2 protein-coding genes are annotated in these 2,573 nt (G+C 30.9%); both read right to left on the reverse strand.

The genetic code is table 11. The annotated features are described in order from the left end of the window. Positions 1-477 precede the first annotated feature (477 nt). A complete protein-coding gene (locus tag ACI3VO_RS14125) occupies positions 478-813 on the reverse strand; it encodes a hypothetical protein (protein WP_439758532.1) in 336 nt (111 codons plus the stop codon). A gap of 479 nt (positions 814-1,292) precedes the next feature. Next, a complete protein-coding gene (locus ACI3VO_RS14130; RefSeq protein WP_439758533.1) occupies positions 1,293-1,577 on the reverse strand; it encodes a hypothetical protein in 285 nt (94 codons plus the stop codon). Positions 1,578-2,573 lie beyond the last annotated feature (996 nt).

The following is a 2,573-nucleotide window of genomic DNA, read 5'->3' on the forward strand; positions in this document are numbered from 1 at the left end:
CTCTATCTAATCGTTTAGTCTCTTTAACTGAGAAGTAGCGTAGTTAACAAAATGTAATAGAGCATCTAATTCAGTCAATCCTTCTATTTGTTCTAACGCTTTAGTAGCTTCATACAGTTGATTTCTAGCACGCTTTCCTCGTAAACTAAATAGTTCTTTCTGTATATGAAGTCTCTTTACTATTTTATTTACTGTTTCTGTTATATCACTAACTGCATTATCTAGCTAATCTTTACTTATCTTTAATGCTGTAGGATCTCCAAATATTCTATAGCTTACGTCATACTAAGTTTGGCTTCTTCTTTCTATCTCACGTACAGTCTGCTTATTGTTTTCTTCAGCGGAAGCGTTACCGAACACCTTACTTATCATTACTTTTTGTATTTTATCATTATTCACGCTATATACAATTGGTAAGATGTTTCTTTTATCTATCTGAATTCCTAATTTTTTTAGCATATTTTCATATGCAGTTAACTAAAAGTCATAACTATCTCTAGCAGTTTTTAAAGAGTATTTTTTGCTATCTATAAACTTAAATCCCCACAAGTTCTTTCCTTTCTTATTCTTAGACTTACCGTTGTAGGAATACATTTTAGTTTTATAGTCTATTATTTCATATTTACCTGTTTTTTTATTTCTAACTAGTAAGTCTGTGGTACCAGCTACTTTGTGCTCAACACTACACAGCATAGCTTCTGAAAGCACTATATCATATTTTCCTATAATATAATCATATATTTGTTTTATATCTTTTATAGCTTCGTAGGTAAATTGAGGAAAATCATTTCTATTGAAATTATTTTTTATCATAGCTTCTAGTACAGAGTGTATACTTGTACCAACGTTTCTAGACTCTTCGGATATTTCTGCCTATGTTTCGTCTTCCTAAGCTTTATCGTATGTATCGTATAAAGCATTTTTTTCATATCCGTAACAGATGTTAATTTTTCTCCAGTTTCTTTTACAGTATAACTATGAGTTAACGGATCAAAGCTAATCTAAGCTTGATTACTAAAGATAACGTTTCTGACTTCTTCTATAGTAGGCTAAGCTTCCTGATGCATCTTGCCTGATACTTTTTGCTGTATACCTAACTACTTTCGTTCTAGAAAAGAATCTGTTATCTCTGCTAGCAGCTGCTATTTGTAAAGTTTATTATTATTTAATAAATTTTTAATATAGTCTACAAACTTTTGCCACCAAGTTCTAGCTTTAGCTTCCATTTCTACAGTTCTTACACCAATAGCTTGAACTAACGTTTCTTCAGATCCAAATAAACGAATACCTTCCTAAACAAGGTCACTATCTAAGAACATTCTCACATAGTAATGAGCATATTCGTGAGGTTCGGTATCTATTCCAGATGCCAACTTGTCTATTAATATTTCTAAAGCGTCTAAATCAATTTGACCAATGTAACCTCCTTCTATAGAATCTACGTATTTTTTAGATATTTCTGGGAATAAAGTAGATAATATATTAGAAATTCTATCAGATAACTGTTGTTCTTGAGCTGTAAAGTTTGGTCTTCTGTTAGTTATACTAGTACTACGAGGAATAACGTTACTCACCATAGGCTCACCATTCTCATCTACTACTTTAGATACACCGTTATTATGCTTCCATTCTATAAATTGCTATAAATCCTATTTGGTACCTAATATATGCACATTTTCTTTTGGATTTAATATTATTGCTACATCGGATCCAAACTCGTTTTTAGATTTATTAGAAATAATTGCATCATTGTTATTCTATTTAGCAGTTGTGAATAGTCCTCTTTGTTCTTCATAATACGTATTCTATCCTTGTTCTGTTATTGGATTTTTGACGTTTAATATAGCCGGGTATATCCCAGTTTTAACTTGTTTATTTTCCCAAATCTATTTAAAAATATCAGAATTACGATCTACCCAACTTTTGAATGTATCCTTTCCGTATTTAATTCCAAATACTTCTTCAAAGAACTATTTATCAGATTTGTTTTCATATCCGTATTTTGATTTTCTTTCACTTAAGTAACTGCCGTTACCACCACCTTTATTACGATTAAAAACTCCTTTTTTATTAGGTATTTCCTATCTTGTATTTGGACCAATAATAACATCTTTCCAGTCATCATTCTACATTCTGCCATTACCTAATATCTCTTTAAGTTCCCACCATAATTTTACCCAGTTATTAAAACCATCTTTATCCGCAACATTTCTATTTACTCCGCTGATATACTATAATGAAGCCCACGGCTATTTATTAAAGTACATCTCCTACTTAGTTTCAGGAGCTCCTGAACCTTTTCCACGTTTTGCGTTTTCTACACCTTCACTGAAATCAGAATCTGTACCATGCCAATAAACTTCTGTTACTTTACTATCTGGAAAAATAGAATTTATATACTATTCATATTCCTATTTTGTGCCTATTTTTTCTAATTCAGGGTTAATTGAAAATAAATAATCTATAGACTAGTTATCATGTTTTAATACTTTATTTCCAGTCCAATGCCCAAACCAGTTAAAGAAAGGTTGTAAATAAGTCTTAGCTTTAGCAATTAAAGCCTATTGTTCATC

This window comes from Intestinibacter sp. (genome assembly GCF_051866655.1).
In the GTDB taxonomy this organism is placed as follows: Bacteria; Bacillota; Clostridia; order Peptostreptococcales; family Peptostreptococcaceae; genus Intestinibacter.